Origin of the sequence: Bacillus sp. FSL K6-3431 (assembly GCF_038002605.1) — a bacterium.
Classification (GTDB): Bacteria; Bacillota; Bacilli; order Bacillales; family Bacillaceae_C; genus Lederbergia.
Map to the genome: position 1 here is coordinate 691250 of NZ_JBBOCT010000001.1, position 18500 is coordinate 709749.

The 18500-nt window shown below is 40.5% G+C and carries 28 protein-coding genes; all 28 read right to left on the reverse strand.

Annotation, left to right across the window (positions count from 1 at the left end):
- Positions 1–49: 49 nt before the first annotated feature.
- The gene (locus MHB53_RS03385; protein WP_340915738.1) at positions 50–1051 is read right to left on the reverse strand and encodes an N-acetylmuramoyl-L-alanine amidase; all 1002 of its coding nucleotides are present in this window, start codon (positions 1049–1051) and stop codon (positions 50–52) included.
- A gap of 43 nt (positions 1052–1094) precedes the next feature.
- The gene (locus MHB53_RS03390) at positions 1095–1577 is read right to left on the reverse strand and encodes a phage holin family protein (RefSeq protein WP_340915739.1); all 483 of its coding nucleotides are present in this window, start codon (positions 1575–1577) and stop codon (positions 1095–1097) included.
- 71 nt (positions 1578–1648) lie between these two features.
- Entirely contained in the window at positions 1649–1912 is a 264-nt protein-coding gene (locus MHB53_RS03395; RefSeq protein ID WP_340915740.1) for a hypothetical protein, read from the reverse strand.
- Complete coding sequence (locus MHB53_RS03400) at positions 1912–2970, reverse strand: hypothetical protein (protein ID WP_340915741.1); 1059 nt, start codon at positions 2968–2970, stop codon at positions 1912–1914. The genes MHB53_RS03395 and MHB53_RS03400 overlap by 1 nt, the downstream gene beginning before the upstream one ends.
- Before the next feature lies 1 nt (position 2971).
- Positions 2972–3256 (reverse strand): ketopantoate hydroxymethyltransferase, encoded by a 285-nt coding sequence (locus tag MHB53_RS03405; RefSeq protein WP_340915742.1) that lies wholly within the window; start codon positions 3254–3256, stop codon positions 2972–2974.
- A complete protein-coding gene (locus MHB53_RS03410) occupies positions 3253–3840 on the reverse strand; it encodes a putative phage tail protein (protein ID WP_340915743.1) in 588 nt (195 codons plus the stop codon). The genes MHB53_RS03405 and MHB53_RS03410 overlap by 4 nt, the downstream gene beginning before the upstream one ends.
- Positions 3833–4915: a baseplate J/gp47 family protein gene (locus MHB53_RS03415; protein ID WP_340915744.1), complete on the reverse strand. Its 1083-nt coding sequence runs from the start codon at positions 4913–4915 to the stop codon at positions 3833–3835. Before MHB53_RS03415 ends, MHB53_RS03410 begins: the two co-directional genes overlap by 8 nt.
- A complete protein-coding gene (locus tag MHB53_RS03420) occupies positions 4908–5321 on the reverse strand; it encodes a DUF2634 domain-containing protein (protein ID WP_340915745.1) in 414 nt (137 codons plus the stop codon). Before MHB53_RS03420 ends, MHB53_RS03415 begins: the two co-directional genes overlap by 8 nt.
- Positions 5322–5323: 2 nt before the next feature.
- Positions 5324–5569 (reverse strand): DUF2577 domain-containing protein, encoded by a 246-nt coding sequence (locus MHB53_RS03425; RefSeq protein ID WP_340924450.1) that lies wholly within the window; start codon positions 5567–5569, stop codon positions 5324–5326.
- Between the two features lie 8 nt (positions 5570–5577).
- Positions 5578–6537 carry an XkdQ/YqbQ family protein gene (locus MHB53_RS03430; protein ID WP_340915746.1) on the reverse strand — a complete coding sequence of 320 codons (960 nt, stop codon included), beginning with the start codon at positions 6535–6537 and terminating at the stop codon, positions 5578–5580.
- 9 nt (positions 6538–6546) lie between these two features.
- Complete coding sequence (locus MHB53_RS03435; protein ID WP_340924451.1) at positions 6547–7251, reverse strand: LysM peptidoglycan-binding domain-containing protein; 705 nt, start codon at positions 7249–7251, stop codon at positions 6547–6549.
- On the reverse strand, positions 7251–10493 hold the full coding sequence (locus MHB53_RS03440; protein WP_340915747.1) for a tape measure protein: 3243 nt from the start codon (positions 10491–10493) through the stop codon (positions 7251–7253). Before MHB53_RS03440 ends, MHB53_RS03435 begins: the two co-directional genes overlap by 1 nt.
- Before the next feature lie 54 nt (positions 10494–10547).
- The gene (locus MHB53_RS03445) at positions 10548–11180 is read right to left on the reverse strand and encodes a hypothetical protein (protein WP_340915748.1); all 633 of its coding nucleotides are present in this window, start codon (positions 11178–11180) and stop codon (positions 10548–10550) included.
- Positions 11181–11431: 251 nt separating this feature from the next.
- Positions 11432–11833 carry a phage tail assembly chaperone gene (locus tag MHB53_RS03450; protein WP_340915749.1) on the reverse strand — a complete coding sequence of 134 codons (402 nt, stop codon included), beginning with the start codon at positions 11831–11833 and terminating at the stop codon, positions 11432–11434.
- Between the two features lie 25 nt (positions 11834–11858).
- Entirely contained in the window at positions 11859–12326 is a 468-nt protein-coding gene (locus MHB53_RS03455; RefSeq protein WP_340915750.1) for a phage tail tube protein, read from the reverse strand.
- Positions 12327–12340: 14 nt separating this feature from the next.
- A complete protein-coding gene (locus MHB53_RS03460) occupies positions 12341–13654 on the reverse strand; it encodes a phage tail sheath subtilisin-like domain-containing protein (protein WP_340915751.1) in 1314 nt (437 codons plus the stop codon).
- The gene (locus MHB53_RS03465; RefSeq protein ID WP_340915752.1) at positions 13654–13851 is read right to left on the reverse strand and encodes a hypothetical protein; all 198 of its coding nucleotides are present in this window, start codon (positions 13849–13851) and stop codon (positions 13654–13656) included. Before MHB53_RS03465 ends, MHB53_RS03460 begins: the two co-directional genes overlap by 1 nt.
- Positions 13844–14260, reverse strand: coding sequence for a phage tail terminator family protein (locus tag MHB53_RS03470; protein WP_340915753.1), 417 nt, complete (start codon positions 14258–14260; stop codon positions 13844–13846). Before MHB53_RS03470 ends, MHB53_RS03465 begins: the two co-directional genes overlap by 8 nt.
- Positions 14250–14648 (reverse strand): HK97 gp10 family phage protein, encoded by a 399-nt coding sequence (locus MHB53_RS03475; RefSeq protein WP_340915754.1) that lies wholly within the window; start codon positions 14646–14648, stop codon positions 14250–14252. Before MHB53_RS03475 ends, MHB53_RS03470 begins: the two co-directional genes overlap by 11 nt.
- Positions 14648–15004 (reverse strand): hypothetical protein, encoded by a 357-nt coding sequence (locus tag MHB53_RS03480; RefSeq protein WP_340915755.1) that lies wholly within the window; start codon positions 15002–15004, stop codon positions 14648–14650. Before MHB53_RS03480 ends, MHB53_RS03475 begins: the two co-directional genes overlap by 1 nt.
- 1 nt (position 15005) lies before the next feature.
- On the reverse strand, positions 15006–15353 hold the full coding sequence (locus MHB53_RS03485; RefSeq protein WP_340915756.1) for a hypothetical protein: 348 nt from the start codon (positions 15351–15353) through the stop codon (positions 15006–15008).
- A 2-nt stretch (positions 15354–15355) separates the two neighbouring features.
- On the reverse strand, positions 15356–15670 hold the full coding sequence (locus tag MHB53_RS03490; RefSeq protein WP_340915757.1) for a hypothetical protein: 315 nt from the start codon (positions 15668–15670) through the stop codon (positions 15356–15358).
- Positions 15670–15966 carry a hypothetical protein gene (locus MHB53_RS03495; RefSeq protein ID WP_340915758.1) on the reverse strand — a complete coding sequence of 99 codons (297 nt, stop codon included), beginning with the start codon at positions 15964–15966 and terminating at the stop codon, positions 15670–15672. The genes MHB53_RS03490 and MHB53_RS03495 overlap by 1 nt, the downstream gene beginning before the upstream one ends.
- Before the next feature lie 12 nt (positions 15967–15978).
- Positions 15979–17001, reverse strand: coding sequence for a major capsid protein (locus MHB53_RS03500; protein ID WP_340915759.1), 1023 nt, complete (start codon positions 16999–17001; stop codon positions 15979–15981).
- A gap of 24 nt (positions 17002–17025) precedes the next feature.
- Positions 17026–17337: a hypothetical protein gene (locus tag MHB53_RS03505; RefSeq protein ID WP_340915760.1), complete on the reverse strand. Its 312-nt coding sequence runs from the start codon at positions 17335–17337 to the stop codon at positions 17026–17028.
- A gap of 15 nt (positions 17338–17352) precedes the next feature.
- Positions 17353–17949 carry a phage scaffolding protein gene (locus MHB53_RS03510; protein WP_340915761.1) on the reverse strand — a complete coding sequence of 199 codons (597 nt, stop codon included), beginning with the start codon at positions 17947–17949 and terminating at the stop codon, positions 17353–17355.
- A gap of 104 nt (positions 17950–18053) precedes the next feature.
- Positions 18054–18212 carry a hypothetical protein gene (locus MHB53_RS03515; RefSeq protein WP_340915762.1) on the reverse strand — a complete coding sequence of 53 codons (159 nt, stop codon included), beginning with the start codon at positions 18210–18212 and terminating at the stop codon, positions 18054–18056.
- Positions 18213–18288: 76 nt separating this feature from the next.
- Entirely contained in the window at positions 18289–18498 is a 210-nt protein-coding gene (locus MHB53_RS03520; protein ID WP_340915763.1) for a hypothetical protein, read from the reverse strand.
- Between the last annotated feature and the right edge of the window lie 2 nt (positions 18499–18500).

Sequence of the window (18500 nt, forward strand, 5' to 3'; positions counted from 1 at the left end):
CGCTTTTTTAAAAATGCCGGAAGTAATACTATTATTGACTAATTACATTTTATTTAATCACTGCACAAGTATCTTTACCCACATAAATATTTCGTTTACCACGACTTGTATTGATCGTAACCACATCAGCATATGGCCTACCCACAATATCGTATGTTAAGCCACCGAATGCACTAGGAGTTAAACTCCAATCGCTATTAGCTTTAACGGGCTGTACATTTGTTTTATATGTGCGCCATGTTTTAGCGCTTTTCGGCAAATGCACAGTGTTTTTCTTTTGTACTGGTTTTGTAACTGATTTATCCACTGGCTTATTGACAACACCCCTGCCTTTCAATATATTCAACAACTCCGTATTTTGATCCGCAGATCCACTGTAGTTCTCAATGTCGTACTTTTTAGCAAGTTTTGCACGATTGCTATAGCTAGAATCCATTTTGTTGATATTCATCCAATCAACAATACCGTGACCTGTATTAGGTGTAGACGGCTTTCCTGCTGATGGTTTATTTTGCACTGGACCAGATTCGCTCTTAGGTGGGGTAACGCCTACAGGCTTATTCTCTACCGGCTGCTTTAGTTCAATTAATTTCATAAATCCTAGCCAGTTAATCCCCTTCGATCCATTACGTAAATTTGTAGGACAATTTTTTCCGCTCCATCGATTGTGCTGTACAACATTAGTAAGTGGGATGTTATGCTTTTTCATTAAGTGTTTAACAAGATCTGCTGCATTCGCAACTGCCTTCTTAAAGTCACTATCTGGATTAACGCAAATTTCGATACCTATGGATTCCATATTCCCTTTGCCGCCGCCATCCCCTGCATGCCAGCAGCGTACGCTATCCGGATATGATTGTATAATCTCTTTATCATCGACCTGATACTGCCAAGATGCAGTGAATCCATTAGTCTGTAGATCGGCATGCCTTTGAGCGCCAACGCCTTTATCATAATTTCCTGTTTCGTGAATTGTAATGAAATTGCAGGGATTACCCTCACCTGATGTGATTGTTCGACTTGATACTAATTGCTGTATGATTGCTACCATTGACTATCATCCTTCCAAATTTAAAATAAAAAAGAGCAACGATTTACTCGCCGCCCTCTAACTCATTTTTCCTATTTGCCGCCCGTTTCAATTTTGATTCCAATTCTTCTTTAACCCAATCTGTTATTCTTGTAAGTATCCAGTCTGGAAAAGAATCTCCCCATCCTGCACGTATTGCATTTGCTGTCATCGATTGCAAGGTGTGATATAAAACGCCAAATGCCAACATGCCAAAAATAACATCCGGCGCACCGAGCACTACATCTAATAAATGACCACCTGCAGGTAGTGCCAAAACAAAAAATGTGCGGAATATACCGTCGATACCGTATTTACTCACATACGTATTATCTTTCTTTGCTGCTCTCGTTCCTGATATCCAATCCATCACGATAAAAAATATCAACGCCGTCATGACCGATGCAACAACGTGGCTGTCTCCGTATAAAAATTTAAAACCAGGTCCGATAATTGCACCAATAACACCCGATATAATTGCTCCTGTTTGTGTATATATTTTATCCATTTCAACACTCCTCATTTACTTCAAAATAAAAAGGACTGAATATCAGCCCTTGAGTAATAAAATAAAAAAGCCTACGCTTCGTATGGCTCTTCCTGTTCATCTCTCGCTTTTTGTTCTGCTATTTCTTGTTCCACAATATTTGTGATAACTGTGATCATATCCTCCTCTGAAGCTTCTAAACCTAAAACATCTGGAGTTAGTCGGAATAGCCTCTCTTCTCCTTCAACACTTGCAGTAATATTCCTCCCGAAGAAATGTTCCGGTATTGCCTTCGATGCTTTACCTATCTGCGGGTTCTTAAATTGAATGCGTGTACTTTTAATGATAATATTCATCATATTGCCTCCTCAGAAATTTCAGTCACTTCCACGATTTCGTCTAGTTCGAACACATAAGTTTCGCCTGTCCACGATTCTCCGATCTCACGCTCTACACCTTTTATGTGCCAGTTCTGTACGCTATCGTGCTTGTCGTTCCTTGTGCCAATAACCAGCACTTTGTATTCCCCAGCTAGCTCACAGGTTACTTTCAGTGTATCGCCTTCTACTTCACCAAACGCTCTTCCAAAGTGACGGTGCCCATTTACCCAAACATCGACGTCCTTGTTAAGGTACTGGAAGTAGTCAGGCAACTCCAGCACTACTGTTTCATTAGGCGAGGTTGCTTCAATGGTGAAACGGTATAAAGTATCCCCCGCTGTTGGACTCTCTACTGCACCATGCCTAAGTACGTGAGTATCTTCTTTATCAGGATGAGGGTGAGGTATTTCAAAGTTCTTAGTACCGCCAACAGAGAATGAGCCTGGGACTTTCCAAATATTAGTATCGAGTGAAGAAGAATCACCGAGTATTCCTTCACTTTGATTAAGCGAAGAGACACCTCTGCCTATCGCTATTGAAGATCGCGCAGAGGCTTTGGCTCTAAACCCAAGAGCGATACTACCATATTCCAAAGCCTCAGAATATGTCCCTATTGCTATGGCCCCCTCTTTTAGGATCGTTACTCCTGTGCCTAGTGCGACACGGAAGGCTTCTCTTTCTGTACCGCCATCTATATCAGCACCTACTAGAGTACTCCCAGATCCGGAGAATCCTTGTTTGACGAATCCGATTTTGACTTCATTCGAATCAGCTGCCCAATGCCTGCCTAAATGAATTCTCTTTATGCTTTCGTTTATCCTTAAAGCCTTAGAGGGATAAGTTATCCCAGTAATATCCATTATTCCCAGCATCGCGTACTGTGCGGCTGATAAATGTATTGTAGTATTACCAGCATGAGCATCTACCTTCGCTTGTGCATCTGTCGGCATTTCTTTAGAGTTAATTTCTTGACCAATTTGATTCATATCCTCAGGTTTTACAATTTCACCATACTGCCAATCTGTCTTTGCCACCTTATACCCCCTCCCTTACTAATATCGATTGAACTATCACAGTATCCGTCGTAATCGGGACATTGACATCATTTGTTGAGATTACGATGTTTTGAGCCCCCATTAACTCAATCTTTGTAATAGTAGTCAACGCACCAAACGGGACGATATAGTTCAATAATGCGGACGATCCATTCACTTCTTTGATAGTAAAATCTGGTATTTCATAGACTCCATTTAACATCACTTTTTCAATACTATGGTTAACCTGACCGGCTATATCGATTAAAAAATCAGTAGCAATCATTTAATTACCTCCCCCGGACCAAGAGTCGCAAAAGGTTTTTCACCTAGCCCCCATGACCCATCGAGTGTGTAGTTCCAAAGCAAATCGTATTTTTTTACACTTTCTTTTAGTTCAATGACGTCCTCTATACCAGTGTTGTGTTGATAAATAAGGTTTGCGGGCTTGATTCTATTTACTGTAAATTGCACTTCTTTAAACACATTTGCATCATCAATATTTGCTGTAATAGTAAATATAAAATGTTGAGCATCGACAATGACTACCGCTTTTCCTTCTCCAACCAAGAAATCGAGTTGTTGTTGTAAATACCGAATAGTAAAAGGCGGCTTTGTTTGATAACGGTTAAGAATCCTTTTTTTACGAAAGTCTAAACTTTCGGCAGATGGATCCGCCTGTATTCTAAGCATTCGTTCTCTACGTTCAATGGCTATCTCACTTGCACTAAGCACAAATTGATCATTATAGATCTGATCAATAGCAGCTGATACTAGATCAAGTTCAATCGTTTCCGTTTTGTCTATCTCTAAAAAGTCTAAAATGTCTCGGTAAAAATCAGGTAGGTGCCGTATAATACGTTCAGCCATTAATGGTCACCGTCCCTACATTCGGCACTTCCTCTTCTCCGAATGTGATGTTGTCAGCGGATCCGTTTAATTTTGTACTTGAAACATCCTCAATACTAGCAATGGTTAACATTCGAGAATCAATTTGTGAAGTACGCACTACTAATTGCCCTTGTCCTGCCCATTCTTTTCTCAATGTAAGCAAGTATTCCTTGATCACATTTTCGATCTCTGACTGTATCTGACCGATCGTCACACCAGTTTGAAGTGTAACCGTTGTTTCTACATTAATAACTAAGCCTTGCACGCCTGTTATCGTTACTTGATGACCGATTGGAGCAATGCCAATCCCCATACCTTGGTTAACTTCTGGATCAACATACGTTTGAACCGACTCAATCAATTGAGATGTAGGAGTGCTGTAATCACTTGCGATAAAGGTACACTTAACTGTGCCACCACCTTGCCATGCAGGGAAAACTTTCGTGCCGCCCACACCATCTATTGCATTTATCTTCCGTTTATAATCAGAAATATTCCCACCAAATGCTGGTTCATTGACCACTTCGAAGTAGCGGTCCCTGAGATCTTCGTCTGTTTCTTCATCTGCACCAGGTATTAACACTTCAGCTAGCTCCGCACGTCCTAGACGATCGATTGGTTCAACGGGTATTAAATCACCAAAGTCATTATTCCCTATAGCCCCTGCTGTTCTCGCCAGCACTTTATAGTTTCCAGCATCGATCATTTCAGTAATTTGATACGTAATATCATTCAAACGGAAGAGACTTCCGACTGGAACGCTGTCATGGAGACCGCCATCATCATTAGTAATCAAGGCTATTCGAACGGCAAAGGTTGCTTCTTCTCGAATGACCCCGAATTCCCCTACACGCTTATCAAGGTCTTCGCCATCTGCTGTATCTGCAAATGTTCTTTGGAGTAATAAATCCATGTAAAAATAAGTTTCTGCCAATTCCATTGCTGCGGGAGCTAAGGCGTCATAGATGACAGAACCTTCTCTTTTATCCACATCTGCAGTTACGGTGTCTAGCATATCTTGTAAAATATTTTCGAATGTTTTATGTTCAAACAAAAGGAATCCCCTCCCTCAACACCTCCACGTCCTCGTAAATCGTAATCGCCGTGAACGTGACTAATACTTCATCTTTATTAAATTCAAGTTGCATATCCTCAATTGACATGATTCGTTCGTCCTGAAGCAAAGACTCTTCAATTCTTCGTGGAAGCTCGCCTCGAACAAACAATTCTTCATGGCCAATCATATTTTCAAATCCATAATCATCGGAATAGATAAGATGGGCAAAACGTATAGTTTGCAGAATTTTAAAGATTGCCTGTTCCATTGCTTCTCGACCATCTACCATGCCTACGCATCTTCCTCGATGAAAATCCAGGTTATACGTTAAAGTAGGAAGGTCCGCTTCTTCAATAACTTCCAGATCTTCCGTGATTAATATGTCACCTACTGGTAGAACCATGATTAAACCACCACCTTATCTAGCACTACGAATTGATGGCCCCCTTGCACCCTAATCAGGACAACACGATCACCATTAGATAAATCTTTTGCGGCTTCACTCTGCACTAAAAATTCTTTTGTTAATTTCAACTTTTGGTGGATCTCAACCTCCAACGGTTTTACTTTAACTACTTTTCCGAACAACACATTAACAGGATTGGTGGCATCATTTGCCCCAATGGCTGCTCTCTTTACTAAATCCAACATACTCACCTTTAAATCACCTTCACTTTCAAACTCATCGTGTGGATCCCTTCGGACCACTCGTGAGAACACTCATCAACAAGGAAGTATTCCTTTATGCCAAGCTTTTCGATATAAATATAAACAAAGCAACCGGCTCGTACTTTCCACTGGCCAAGACACTCCAACTCAAGTGTTTTGATTTCACGATTTAATAACTTAATCATCTTATCTGATAAATCTTTGATTTGAGCTGCCGTCATATTCGCATCGACTTTTCTAAATTTCTGCAACCTACCCCACTTGGCAATATTTTTAGAGTCTTGGACAATGTAGACTTCCCTTTTGCTTGTCTTCTCGTTATCATGGACAAGCTTCACACGGTTTGCGGTTTCTTTATCGATAGATTTTGTGTAGTCAAAAGCAAAAAGCAGGCTATCTTCACCAATATAGAAGTCGTCTGCCGGGATAGCTATATCATGAATATTTCGTAAAGCAAGTGCACCAAAATCATCGTAGAGTACGAAGTTTTGATTTGTTGCAATTAGCGTTGAATCTAAGTATTTAGAAACTACGTCAAGCGCCTGTTTATCATCCTCGACGACACCCGGCACCACGTACCCGGTATTCGTGATAGTTCCCAACTTCAAACCAAAATCAGAAGCGATTTTCTTAATCGCGTTAGAAGCTGTTGTTGCTGGTAAAACGAAAGTGTCTTGGTTCATTAAATAACGTAATTGATCATAAGCTTTAACTGACACTTCCCCATCCTTGGTATAATTACTTTCAAATACATAGCCATAGAATATTTTCTGTTTTTTATCCATTGCCCGCAGGACCGCACCATTCACAATAGGGTATTTAGCAGGATCCTCTAATACAAGTGAAGCTTCAAAGGATCCCGCTTTACCGATTCTTTCAGTCTTCCATTCTATCGATGCGACAGGAATATCTAGCACTGTTCCATTTCGGTTATCAATCAATACTTCCATTCAGACACCTCATTTCTTTGTCCAATTAGGAGGTATTTTCAATTTTAATCCGATAGGCAAACGGGTTATTTGACTATTTTTGATACCATTTAGTTTTTGTAGCGCTGGATAGTTGGTACCTTTACCCGTGAATTTTTGGGCTACTTTCCAAAGACTATCGCCTTTCACAAGAGAATATGTTTTCGGCTGTGCTTTTGTATTCTGCCGTGGTGGGGCTTTTTTCTTCACTACTTTTGGTTTCGGGGCTGGCTTTGGTTTTGGTGACGGTTTAGGCTTTGGAGGTAAAGCCACTTTCATCTTCTTCGGACCAAAAGCCACGTATTTTAACAAACTTAATGAGTAGTTTACATCTTTAATGCCGAAAGACTCATCATATTCAAAGGATTCAATGGTAACCAACTCGTTAATAACAAAGGAACCATTTACATACACATAACGAACTGGTAATTTCTTTTCTTGCCAACGTTCAAGTTTTTGAATGTAATACTTCGGTTGCTTGAATTCAGAAACTAGGAAGTGATATTTTTGAGACGGGAAGAAAGATTCAAGTTCAAACTCCTTCAATTCAACATCTTTCGGTATGTTCACACTACCTAGCTTAGCAATTTTAAATTGCTCACCGTCTCCTGCTCTTGAGACACTCACTTTCTCAGGGTTTACCGGGAGACGGAATCCCTCTGAGTCGTTATTTACGCTTAAATAGATACCGTACATCACGGATAAACCCCCTTTGCACTTCTTGAAATTTCTTCTTCGAGCATTTTTTCAATTTTACGGATTATCTTATCAATATCAGCTTCTTCTCTTACTGTCATATCTCCCGAAAACGAGACTTGTGGAGTAAGCGTAACAAAATTCTGGATAGATCGTATATCCGCTAATTCACGAAGCATTTTCAAATCTTCATCTGCGATATTGATTTCATCATCGATTTTACCGACAGAATCTAATTTTCCACCAGTCGGGTTATTCCCTTTCTTCCCTGCTGCACCAGGAGCCTTTTTGCCACCACTTCCTGGGGCTTTTTTATCCGCTCCTCCTGGTGCGGTTGCTCCACCAAGGGTGGGATCGAAATCCCCAATTTTAAAATCATCAGCACTAGGTGGACCAGGTTGATCTTTAGCGCTGAATAGCCCTGTTACTTTATCGACGGCCCCCGTTAACTTTTCTGAAGCTTTCATTGAAGCCTTCGCTCCTGTGGCAAACCCTTTACCATAAGCAGCAGTTGTGTTTTTGTACTCTAAGCGATCAAAAGAAGCTTTTTGCGGTGCCGATGGCATGGTGATATTTTTAGCATAGTTTCCTGCTGAATCTAACCTGCCTAGATTTGTTGATTTTGGCGCTGTGGGCATTGTTACGCTATTCGCATACGCTCCGGCAGTGTTCATTTTTCCTAAACTCACATTAGCCGCCTTTACAGGGGCTGCGAGACTTTTCCCGATATTAGCAGCAAAGTCTGAAACTCCTCCACCCAACTTTAAATCTACGGTACCAATCGTACTAATGTTCACGCCAGGTATATTATTAATCATGCCTATCAAAGAATTAATCCCTGATGCCACTGAATTGATTAAATTCGAAATAGAACTTAGTGCAGCGTTCACCATTCCAACGGAGGCACTTGCGACTCCGCTCGCTATAGAAGTAACAAACGTTCCCATTTGATAAAAAGCCTTTTGGACGTCATACACGCCATCATTCCACGTATTTGCAAACCATTCAGCTGCTTTTATGCCTGCATTTACTATTGCGTCTAGTACCATCCGAGTAAGAAGGTTTAACGCTATCCAACTCATCTGAACGTTATAGATTGATTGGCTCCACGCATTTATGAACCACTCTGCTACCGCTAAAGCATAATTCCCTATAGCGTCGAGTACCATAAAGGTTAGTAACTTTAGTCCAATCCACCCCAATTGAACTATATATACTGCTTGATGCCATGTATTTACGAACCATTCTGCAACCATAATGCCGAAATTGGCGATCCCTATAAGAACGTTGTAGAAAACTGCTCCTAGCCAATAGAGTGAGCCAACGATTGCACCTATAGCAATTGCGGTTTGATCACTCCAAGCGACCATGGCATAGATAACGAGTGCGATAACTCCGACAATGATAAGTAAAATCCATACAATTGGATTAGAGAAATAAGCTTTATTTACAAGCCACTGTACGGCAGCCCATGCTAACGTTGCTAATCGAATAAGACCTAATATTGTGTACTGCACAGCTAGCATTGCGACAAGAGCTGCAAGCATAGATCCCATGACAGTTAAGATGGGTGCAATCCATGACCAGTTATCTGCAAAAATTCCGGCCACCCACAAAGCTGTTTGTCCAAACCGTGATAAAATATGAGCAATTAACGTTATCGAAGCACCGACAGCTGCGAAAATACCATCAAAGCGATTTCCGGCGAACGTTTCGTTGAACATATCGATTAAAGGAAGGAAAGCTGCTACGGCAGGACCAATATAGACGGGAATTTTTTTGATTAAATCAGTTACGACACCGATACCTTTTGTTAAGGGTTCAATGTAGCTTTCCATCATTTTGTCTCCAGCATTTCTGATTGATGACTTAAAGGAGTCAAATGCACCTAATATTGTACCTTTAACGCCAGCCATTCCGCCCTTAAACTGCTTGTTCATGCCTTTAACTAAACCATCGATAGCCTGTCCTGCTCCAATTGCCCCTGAGGATATTTGTTTTTTCATTTCTTCAGCGGAAACACCTGCAGCTTCGCCTAGCATTTTATAACTGTCTACTCCAAAGCGAGCTAAACGATTTACTTCCATCCCCGTGATTCTTCCTTGAGCCTGGATCATACCGAATATGTCTGCTGCGTCCGCGATATCGGCATTACTCCCTCCTACAGAGGCTACTGCATCACCCACTGCCTGCATTATCGGGAAAGTATTTTCCGCTTCAATTCCAAATGCAATCAAATTTCTGCTTGACGAGAGTAAATCAGGATATGCAAAAGGCGTCTTCAAAGCAAATGCATACATATCATCCATATATGCTTTTGCTTTTTTGGCATCTCCTAGGAAGGTTGTGAATGCCGATTGTGATGACTGCTTTAATGCCTGGAACTGTATTCCTTGTGAAAACATATTTCCCAAAAAGTTCTTGGCCGCACCGAAAGCTTTATAGGCCCCAACTACACCTAACAGTCCTGTAGCAAGACTTTTAATTCCTGGTAGCCCTGAATTTACAGATTGATTAAATTTATCTTGCTGACTCGCTGCTTTGTCCGCACTATCCCCAGCACTTTTCATGATGTTCCTTAAACGCTCCAAGATAGACGATGGTCGAAGTTGCTGCATAACTGCATTAAATTTTGATTGTTTTGTTGTCGCTGTATCAGTCTCATTACCCATATTCTTAAACAGGTTTCGTATGCGCTCTAATATTGTAGGTGGCTTCATTGCGTTCAAAGTTTTGTTAAACTGATCTTGCCCTTTAGTCGCCTTCTCCGCGCTTGAAGCAGCTGTATCCATAGCCTTAGCCAGACCTTGCGTTTTAGCAGGTGAAGGGCTGCTGTTCACTGCTGCATTTAGCTTATTTTGCTGTTCCGCCGCTTTCCCAGCGCTAGTCCCCACATTATTAAGAGAAGATTCTAGGCTACCGGCATTTGTTGAAGAGGTAAGCTTTTCGACAGCCCCATTCAATTTGTTCTGCTGTTCTTCAGCCTTCTGTGCACTACCGCCAGCGTTGTCCATTGATGAACGTAAGCGTTCAAAATCTGCTGAAGCATTCGTGATGTTTTTACGTGCATTTGCCAAGCTTTTTTGGTCTAAGTTGTTTGTAGCCGCGTCCATCTGCTCCATGACTCTGACCGTACTGTCCATTGCCTTCATCATTTTCATAAGAGGCCCGGTTAATTTATCCTGAAGCGCCAGCGTTGTTTGTGCTCCTGACATATTCTCACCTACCTTTCTTATAAACAACAGAAAAAAACACCCAGTTGGGTGTTTTTACATGGTTGTACTTATATTCCGAAACTATTCTTCAAAAGCATCAGGGTAAACTACTGTATTAAAGATATTTCCTGTATCCACGTTTTTATAAAAAACGGTAACTTTGTAATCGTCTGAATCCACACCTATAAACGCTTGGTAAAATAGAGCAGATATAGCAAGACCAAATACTGCAATCCCATCAAAACTATCTTCAAATGCTTCTTGATCCACAACCAATGTAAATTCCGAAAAGTCCTTATTATGAGTTATATCTTTGATAGAGGCGGCTTCAGTATCAATTTTTACGTCATCCACATATTCCAACAAATTAGATTCCAACTCTTTTAATATCTCTTTATGTTTCGCTTTAGGCATTTTATAAGTGAGAGAACCATCATCATTAAGTTTTACTTCATTCACACCGTCATTTTTTGCTTCTGCGATAACCTCATCTATATCTTGTCCTTCAAATAGTGAAGGTGGTAATGTGATTTCAACATTTAAAATACCTTTATCTACCTCGATTGCTTGGTCTTTTGATTCCTCTGGATTTTCTTCCAGTAGAACTTCCTTAGATCCCTCTGGTGTTTTCTTCTTGTTTTCGCTTTCTGCTTTTGAATCACATGCTGTCATTACCAATAATAATGTAAGTAACAATAATAGTGTTTTTTTCATCCTGCACCCCCTTAGGTATTCTATACTATTCTACCAAAACACCATAAAGAGTGGAAATATTTACTATCTTTTCCTCTTAATTTGCTTTGCTTCCTCCTTCTCTTCGTCGGTACGTATCTGAATACTAGCAATCACGAAAGCTTTTTCTTTTCGGTCCATTTCAAAAAACTCACGCGGTCTAATTCGTAAACGGTGGAGGGCATAGTGGGCATACACCGCTTCAGTGTCTACCTCATCTTTCCCCCCACCAATTAGTTTTTTGCTTCTTCTATATCTTCATCGATAGTCGTATCTAAACCGCTGATCTCAGAGACCTTTTCAAGAATTTGAGCAGCCTCACCAAGTAAGAATAGGATAGAATATAAATTCTCCGCACCTCTCACACCGTAAGACTCTTGCAGAGCCGCATCGTCTAAATCAGGATATATAATTGAGGCAGTACAAACCCCTCGGTTATATCTTACAACATCAAAGGTACGTTCCATTCTCCCTTTGATTCCGGGCTTATTCACGAAACACCTATCATTGATTTTATCAGCCTCACCAGAAGTAAGCGGGCGTAAAAGAATCTTCTCATCAAAGCGATCAAGCTTCAACGAGACGTTTTCTACTTCTTTTACATTACCTTTCATAAACGCATTAAAATTACTCATTCAAAAAACCTCCAGTTATTTTCTATTAATTATTCAAAACCTTAAATTGATTTAAGAAATCAAAATCATCGAACGTGAAATCAGTCTCATCCTTTAGTAAGTCTTCGCTGTCACCGTCAAGAGCCGCCAATAATGCCCCATCCGGAACAACATTTTTGATAAGCGTTGTTTGTTTCCCTGCTCTTGACGTAATATCAGCATTAATAACTTGGACATCCATCACTGGAGATTTACCTGTCTTCAGGTATTGCAGGGCCATACGGCGCATTTCTGGTCGATGGTAATGAATCTCCATGGAGCCTGTCCCCTCTGCTCCTACAATCTTACTCCCTTTCATCCTTTTCCCTATCGATTTCACATCTGCCTTTGTGTAATCGATACGCGCTTCAAATTTAACTAATTCTGCATACTCATGCACAGTACCATCAATCGTGATAAATACTGTTCCTTCTTTCGCGGAAATCGCATCACTGTTTTGCATGATTCTACCCATTTACTCCACCTCCATTATTTACATTCAACTGTCATATATAGTTTTTCCATCGCGTCATTAAACTTGATAGACAATCGAGCTAGAACGGCATCTTTCTCATTACCTTGCTCCACAATAAATTCATCTGGATCGTAAGGTTCAATCGCCCCTCGGCTAACCAGTCCGTCTAATACTGCGGTCATTACTTGCCCCTTAAATAAATTTCTGCCATCCTCATCGTTATTCACTTTCCCAATAAAGGTACGTGAATAAATGTGCTGCACATTATCACTTAGAATATCAATAGAGCGAATAATCTTGTTTTTCCTAAAATCTTGGTTTTTCTTTACTGTAAACGTTCTGAATGTGTTAATGTCTTGTTCGATAACGATTCGATCAATGCCATCCAAACCTTGTTGGAATGTAAAGACAATGTGACCGTCTTTTAGAGCTTTGACAATCTCCTCATGTGACAAGCGTTCACAGTCAATGGCTCCTGGATACTCCGTATATGTTAAGGAATTAGTATCTGCAGTCGCATATGCAGCCGCGTACCAGTAAACTGCATTTTCTGCCTCAATCACTTCATATCCATCAAGCACGACAGAGTTTTTAACTGAAACCACACCTTCATGATCTGCAGCATTGTAATTATTCGTTACGAAGGTTACGTTTTTGCCTTCATCTTCTCTCCAATGAATCACCTTTGCGGAAAATAGCGTTTTGATAGAATCATCATCTGTCCCTACAGCCACCACCTTAAAGGATTGAGAGTCTAACCCTTCGGCAAAACTAGCATATGAATCATTCGTTGCACCTGTTGTGCTGCCTCCTGATAAGGATAAAGTGGCATCCTCTTCAGGTAACTCCCCGCTAAACGTTACAAAAGCATTTGCTTCTAGTTCAGCTGCACTTTCCACTGTTTGGGCATCCATTTGAGTAGATCCGTAGAATGTTTTAACGGTTGCCCCATCATCTAAACCGACAGACACTGTGACAGTGATTTTATTGCCTTCAATGCCCCCGTATAGAGCCGTGGCTTCAAACGTTCCACTTGTCGTTGTAGCCTTTGTTCCTTCTCCACTTAAATTGTAAATGAGCACCTGACTTGTTCCTTTAAACGCTTCACGAACAGGAATGAGTTCACTTAGACTTTTCCCGAAGAGTTCGATAAAGTTCGTATTCGGACTAACTTCTGTAAATGCTTTAGGTTTCCCCCAATCAAGGGCTAAAGGGATTGCAACAGGACCTGCAGAATCGACCCCAGCACCTGCTAAATCATTTGTTTCGAAGTTGATATATGCACCAGGGCGCACTTTATTTTGAGTTTCCCAATGTCCACCTGTCATTATTTTTTAACCTCCTTATGTTTCCATGCTTTTTCCAGTTTCTTGACTTCTTCTTTTGTGTAACTTTTCTCGTCTTCCAAAATTACACCGAGTAATATTTTCTTGTTCGAGCTGTCCTCTGCTTCAATAAATGCACTCTTACTATATTTCTTTTGTTTCCTTGGCTTTGTTTCCTTATCTATCATTTCTTTACTCACTGGCCACGCCTCCATAATGTAATTCTTCCATTTTTGTCTCTTTAAAGATTTCTTTTACTAATTTCTTTACGGTAAATGAAATTACCAAAGTGCCATCGGACTTGGTAGCTTTTAATCTATTAACATGGAACGTATTCCCTATATATCTGAAATTTTCTTTAAAGGTTTGACTGACTCTATCATTTTCTGTATAAGCGTTCCGATCATCTTCTGGAAAGTACGTTACATTAATTAAGTACTCCCACTCCGACAAGCTCCCGAGCTTTCTTTCTTGCTCATCTTCAACAATAAGCACCAAAAAGGCAGGAGTCTGCAGCCCCTGCCTAACCGGTTCGTCATACACTTTCATTGATGTTCCATAAACTTCTTTAATTTGTTGGATGATGAGTGTTTTCAATTCAGCTTCCAAAGATGCGTCTCATCTCCTTCTCTACTTCAATTTTCCACATATTTGGAGCGATTTTTTCCATTTCATTTTCGGTCAGTTCAAGCATGAAACGCCCTTCGACCCATCCGACAGTTTTCCCCGCAACAACTATCCTGTGACCTTTCTCAACGAATGATGCATACTCTAGTTGGTTGTAAATAACGATGATATACGTATCACCTTTTTTAATCACATCATATTTCCAATTGTTTCGAAGATCGCCATTATCAACAGGAGTCATCTTCTTTACTTTCCGGATAGCAAGTTGGGCGACACGTTTTGCGACTTTTAAATGAATGGCGTGAGAAGCTTTATTCAACTCAATAATATTTGCCTTGATATTAAATACTTCACTGAATTCAAATCCCATTATGCATACCCTTTGTACTCAAGTAGGACCTCTTGATGAGATACATAAACAAAAGGTTTTTTTGTTGATTCGTACTTTTCACCATTAACGATGAGAATATCCCCCGCCCTAATCTCGATATGGCTAGAGAGAAACATTTTTACATCATAGTTAATAGCGTTCGCTTCACCTTGCGCTGTATTGTCTAATTTCGAACTTGAAAGACGGCATGGTACGTCAGAATGTTTCGTTATCCATTCCATCCCATCCGCACCGTTCTGCTTAACTATTTCCTCATAACGTTTTATCTCAGCCTCTTTGTCATACATAAACTCAACTGCTCCAGTAGCTTTCGCCATGATGCTTTGGATGTTCATACTACCACCTCAACTTCCGAAAACTGTTCAGTTGCTTCGAATAATCAAAGATTAATTTTTCAGTAGCTCTTTCACGCGATTCAACCTTTGCAGAGCCGAACGTCACTTGGATGTCACCCTCTTTTATGGCAGATACAGACGATTGACTATCAGGATCCGCTTTTCTTTCTTCACCTGTAATTAAATCAATGACCATATTTGCATGAACGTATCGCAAATCAGAAGGGATATCACTTCTGTTGCAATAAGTCATTATTGACTGGCCAACTTCTTCGATGTACATGTTTAACTCAATATCAGAAGGTTTCGGATCAGTTAATTTCATTTTAACAATATCGATTATGTTCATAATTACTCACTGTCGCCTTCAATTAGAGCGAGTAAGGCATCAACTTGTTCAGGAGTAAATTGTGGTTCAGCGTTTTGACCTGGTGGGCCGTCTGATCCTGTAGGTCCCCTACCACCGGGATCGCCTTTATTTCCTTTTAATGAATCTAACCATTCCTGTTCAGAGCCGCTGAAGCCATTTTCCACAGCGATTTCATAAGCAGATGGTCCCGGTGGCCCTTGTTCACCTGTTCCGCCCCCTCCAATAGGTAAGGGATTCTCTTTAGATACAGTGATGGTCTTCTTCTGCTCCGGATCCCAATATTGCATGACAGACATTACTCATCACCTTCTTGATCATTGCCTTCTGGTTCGTCATTTTCAAAATTTCGAATAGCTTCCAATATTTCTTCTTTCTTTTTGGCATCTTTGAAATCAATGTCATTCTCAGCTGCATACTCTTTTAATTCAGGAACCGTCATTTCTTCAATTGACTTTGGGGCTTGCTCAACTTCTCCGGTAATCTTCACCAGAGTTTCATTTACGTGTTCATCTTCCATTTCAAAAAATTCGCCTGTCCGGTAAGTGACGCCATTATACCGGACAGAGATATCAATAACTTGTACTATTTTCATGATTGTACCTCCTTATGCAATAGGTTGTGCTTGGAACACTTCATCAGCAGCAGGGAAAGATGGAATTGCAGTAGCAACTGCTTTCGTCCACGTACTCACTGGATCAAGTGATTCCTCGTATACCATAGCAAGTACATTCCCAATATTATTTACCTCAACAGCAGGATCACGTACTAAACGATTTTCTTCTGGTGTTGGGCCATATAGCGTTTCACCTAAAGTACCATCACCAAACATAACGAATTTGTTATTTGGGAAGTAACGGTGTTTAGTATACGTTCCATTCGCATTTTGCTTTCGATACTGATTATTGTAAGTGCCAATAACAGGTAGTTCATGTTGCTGCATAAATGCGTTTAAATCCGCACGTGTAGCAACTCGCATGGAGTCTTTGCCAAACAATGCCCCTATGATACGAGGATGGCGCAATAGAGCTGTCAATACCGCACTGGATGTAAGTGCTCTTGTCGGTTTTGCATCTAGCGTGTCAGCCCATCGTAGAAGATCTTCTATCGGATCAGAATCAGGATTCGTCCATAATCCTGTACCTGAAAGTGCTTCTTTATTTTCAGCTGGCACTTGGTAATCAACAGTCATATCAAGACCGTTTTCGTCAAGCGTAACAGTTCCGTTTGCCAATGCTTCCATACGCATTGCTTCAACACGTGCTTTTACACCAGCCACAAGGACATCCACATCGTTAAATACTTCTTTCATCAAATATTCCTGCTCTGCAGCATTACGAGGACTTTCGATCGCAATGATATCTTTTTCTTTCAGTTGCAATTTACGTTTAATAAACGCAAGCTCTATAGCCATCTTACTTGCTTCACGGCTACCGATTTCTGCTTCAGTATCGAACGCATGAACAGAAGCAATTACAGGCAAAGAGCTACCACCCTTAATCATGTCGAATTCTAGAGATTGCTTTTTTACTTCCGGGAAAAGTGTTTCGCCTAAAAGTGCTGGGAATTCACGAGCTTTTAAATAGTTAAGTACATCCTTCTGATTAAATAGTTCTAAAATGCTTGGCATATTATCGTCTCCATTTCTATTCGTTTATCGATATTTAATTTCTGTCATAGCTTCTTTTGCTTCTTCAGATGGCGCAATCGGAAGACGTGCTTCAAGGACATAAGCTTCAACCAAAACGGCACCTGGCTGTGGTCCTTCTGTGACGTCGACATCCGTGTAGATGATACCTTTTGCTGTTGCATCGTTCTTAGGATAGATCGTACCCGCCTTTACGATTTTACGGCCATTAGCATCTGCCGTTACCCCTACGTTGCTAATCTGATGCGTGAACGATTGGACATTGGCACTTGCTAGGAAATTGATTTCTTCTGCTTTTCCGTAGTTTTTTACGTACATGATATATCTCCTCTCTTATCCCCAAATTGTATTTTGTACTGGTTCTGCTTGCTTATTGGCTTGCTGTGCAAATCCTGCACCAATACTAGAAGGTGGCGTTCCTGGTGGATTACCCTCAGCTGGTTTCGCTCCTTTAAATTCAGGAGCCGGATTGCTTTCTGGAACAAACAAAAAGGACTTCGATTCTTGCAGGGTTTTAATCTGCTCATCAAGTCCTTTGGCGACGTTCCCGTCTTTATCTAATTCAATTTTTTCTTTATCGATTTGGCTTATTGCATAATCTGCATCGTGGACCTTCCCTACAAGCGCTAATTTCAAAGCACTAGATAACTGGGTTTCTTTGATTTTTGTTTCATACAAACCCTTATCTGTGTCATATTGTTTTTGCAGATCAGTAAGCTTTGTTTGAAGATCTTCGCTGCCCTCAGCCTGTTTCTTTAAATCCTTCAGGTCCTTGTCCCGTTGGTCCAGTTGCCCTTGTAGATCATCAACGCTGGATGTTAGATCAGCGTTTTTCGCTTTATGAGATTCAACTGTTTTTCCATGTTCAGTCATAATGGATTCAATTTTCCCTTTTTCTAGTCCCAAACCTTCTAGAAATTCACGTTTCATAAATAGATTCCTCCTTGGTTACGATGATTTTACGTGGTTACGTCCACGACCAGCTTTGGTAGTTAACGTCCACAAATGCTAAAAAGACGAGATTTAATTGTTGCTTATAACTCTTTTTCCTCGGCGGGAAAAGTTACATTTACTGAATAACCTACAGAACCATCATCATACTTGGTTCTTTCTAGTTGAACCGTTTCAATGGCCTTAGGGTCAAATGCCGACAAAGTTTGGATAGCGATTTCCAGCATTTTCTCGTTCTCCAAGTTATCACCTACTTTCATGAACTTTTTTTATCGCAACATAAAAAGCACTCCCTACCAGTTACGGTTGAAAGTGCCTTTACTCAATGAATTCAATCTTTTTTACTTCTTTTTCATTAAAGTTAACTAATTGACCTTTAAGCGTTCCTTCTGTTGGTATAATTGTCAATTCCTGAATCAATTCATCGCTGTCGGCTGGCGATGTCCAGTGGTCAACAATGCCAATCAGACTTTGGCCATCAACAAAGGATACACTGATTTTTGTTCCTGAATCATAGTATATATCCACTC